The 2,589-nt window shown below is 69.8% G+C and carries 3 protein-coding genes and 1 pseudogene; 3 read left to right on the top strand and 1 reads right to left on the bottom strand.

What is annotated here, in order from left to right; genetic code table 11:
* Window positions 1–236, top strand: a pseudogene (locus tag ACRDPS_RS06480) (aminopeptidase); the annotation flags it as partial.
* 21 nt (window positions 237–257) lie between these two features.
* Here ACRDPS_RS06480 and ACRDPS_RS06475 read toward each other — a convergent pair.
* Window positions 258–608, bottom strand: a complete 351-nt coding sequence (locus ACRDPS_RS06475; protein ID WP_431500804.1) for a DoxX family protein — start codon at window positions 606–608, stop codon at window positions 258–260.
* Window positions 609–736: 128 nt separating this feature from the next.
* Here ACRDPS_RS06475 and ACRDPS_RS06470 point away from each other — a divergent pair, with 128 nt between their 5' ends.
* Complete coding sequence (locus tag ACRDPS_RS06470; RefSeq protein ID WP_431500803.1) at window positions 737–1,099, top strand: winged helix-turn-helix transcriptional regulator; 363 nt, start codon at window positions 737–739, stop codon at window positions 1,097–1,099.
* A 121-nt stretch (window positions 1,100–1,220) separates the two neighbouring features.
* Complete coding sequence (locus tag ACRDPS_RS06465) at window positions 1,221–2,459, top strand: MFS transporter (RefSeq protein WP_431500802.1); 1,239 nt, start codon at window positions 1,221–1,223, stop codon at window positions 2,457–2,459.
* The last annotated feature ends 130 nt before the right edge of the window (window positions 2,460–2,589 follow it).

Genomic DNA, 2,589 nt, shown 5'->3' with positions numbered 1-2,589 from the left:
GCCCGGGCGCCAGGACCGAGGACTCCTACGTCTTCACCGCGCCGGGCATGAACCACGGCGCCAACGTGGCCGGGCTAGTCGCCGACGAGCGCGATCTCGCCACCGCCCGCATCCTGGAGTGGGCCGGCGTCGCGAGCTCCGCGGTCGAGGCCGACGCGACCAAGGCCGAGCCGCTGGCTGCGTACGACGCCAAGCTCGACAAGCGCGACCTCAGGCGCGAGCCGCTGCTTCGCTGACCCGAGTCAGTGTTGCCGAGGTCAGAGCGACAGCACCCGCAGCACTAGCGCGACAACCGAGACAAGGGTGAGAGCGACCGTGGGCACCGAACCCTTGGCGTCGCCGGCGCGCAGGTGGGTGAGGATCGCACCGATGAAGTAGAGCGCGAGCGCCCCGGCGGCCGCGACGCCGAGGGCACCGACCCAGTTGCCGACGATGAGGCCGATAGCGCCGAGCACGAGCAGGACGCCGAGAACGGGCACGTACTTGGCGGCGACGCCGAGCCCACCCAGCTGCTCGACCATGGCCGGCTGCCTGGTCACCTTGGTCATCCCGGATGCCAGGCAGGCAAGTGCGAGCAGGGACGAGACGACGATGTACGCGATGGACACGCGTGTACTCCTTTGGCTGACCCGCGTCCGCGGGCGATCTCGAGGCCGGTCGATGGACCGACAACCACAGAGTCTGTGCGGCGCAACGTCACGTTGCAACAGGGGCGTTAGCAACTTATCCTGGGTAAGTGACACCCAATGGCAAGCAGGTCGACGAGACGTCGTGCGCCGTCTTCCAGCGCACGCTCGAACGCGTCGGGCAACGCTGGTCCGGCGCGGTGCTCTTCGCGGCCGTGGGCGGCGCGCGCCGCTTCGGTGAATACCGGCGCGCGGTCGAGGGTATCTCCGACCGGATGCTCGCCCTGCGCCTCAAGGAGCTCGAGCGTGACGGCTTCATTGCGCGAGAGGTGATCCCCTCGACACCGGTGCAGGTCCTCTATCGTCCGACCCCGGCCGGGGCAGAGCTGATCGCCGCCCTCCAGCCGCTGGGGGACTGGGGCCACAAGCACCTGGCAGAGCTGCCCGAGCGTGAGTCGGACGCGAGGCCGTGACCGGCTCGATCGGTTGCTCCTCACTAGGATGAGGCCGCGTGAGCGAGCGCCAGCGAGCGACCATCGAAGTCATCACGCTGCTGCTTCCGTACAATGGCGCTTGCGCTACGGAAGCGGCAGCGTGAGCGACGAGGCGATGCGGATCCCGGCCTTCGTCCGTTACTGGACCGCCTCCACGACAGGTTCGTTCGGCACCGCCGTCTCGACGGTCGCGATCCAGGTGCTGGTCGTCCAGGTGCTCGTCGCGACGCCCGCGGAGGTAGGCGTCGTCAATGCCGCAAGAGTGTTGCCGTACGCCTTCCTGGGAGTCTTCGCCGGCGTCCTGGTCGACCGGGTGCGACGCAAGCCGCTGCTGGTCTGGTCGAACGCTGCGCAGGCGGTGGCGCTGCTCGCCATCCCGGTGCTGTGGCTGGCTGACGCGCTCTCGCTGTCCGTCGTGGCCGGGGTGCTCTTCGTGGTCGGAGCGCTCTCGGTCCTCGAGGTCGCCGCTCGCCAGTCGTTCATTCCTCGCCTGGTGCCGCGGAGCGCACTGCTCTCGGCCAACGCCCGCATCGACCAGGGCGACACCGTCGCGCTGACCTCCGGGCCGGCCCTGGGCGGCGGGATGGTCGCCCTCGTCGGGGCTCCGTTCACGGTCCTCGCCGATGCGCTCACCTGTGCGCTCGGCGCGGTGATGAACGCTCGGCTGCGCGTCGAGGAGCCGGCGTTGCCGCGCCGGCCGAGCACGCCCGCCGACGTCGTGGGCGACATCGCCGACGGGATACGTTTCATCTACCCCCACCGCACCATCGCCCCGCACGCCATCTCCACCCACATCTGGTTCACGGGCAACGCCATGGCGGTGACGGCGTTCGCGCCGTTCGCGCTTCGCGAGATGGGACTCGGGGTGGTGGCGTACGGCATCGTCCTCGCGTTCACCGGCGTGGGCGGGCTGCTCGGATCGTCGCTCGCAGTGCGGGCCGGGCACCGCCTCGGCGCGGGCGGCGCGATGTTGCTCGGCGTCGTGGTCGCACCGGTGGCGTGGGCGAGCACGGCGTCGGCGCCACCCACGGTGCTCGGCGTCGTCCTGCTCGGCGCCGCTCAGGTGATGGCCGGGTTCGGGATGGGGATCGAGAACGCCAACTCGCTGGGCTATCGGCAGTCCGTGACGCCTGACGAGATGCAGGGCCGGATGAACGCGACCATCCGGTCCGCGAACCGCACCTGTGCCGTGATCGGCGCTCTGACCGGCGGACTTGTGGCCCAGCTGCTGGGACTCCGGCCGGCGCTGTGGGTGGCGGTGGCACTCTTCGTCGTCGCGGCCGTCGTCGTGTACGGGTCGCCGCTGCGTACCGCTCGTCACGATCCCGGCACTGATTGAGGGCTTGTCTTCGAGCGCACTCGAAGGCCTAGCGTCTGAGGTATGGACCTTGGACTCCACTACTTCACCTTCACCCACCCCGAGTGGGAGACCACCCTTGCCGACAAGCTGACCGAGACCGCGCGCATCG

The organism is Nocardioides sp. (genome assembly GCF_050699375.1).
In the GTDB taxonomy this organism is placed as follows: Bacteria; Actinomycetota; Actinomycetes; order Propionibacteriales; family Nocardioidaceae; genus Nocardioides.
The sequence above is the reverse complement of the archived record's forward strand: the minus strand, read 5'-3'. Positions and strand labels throughout refer to the sequence as shown.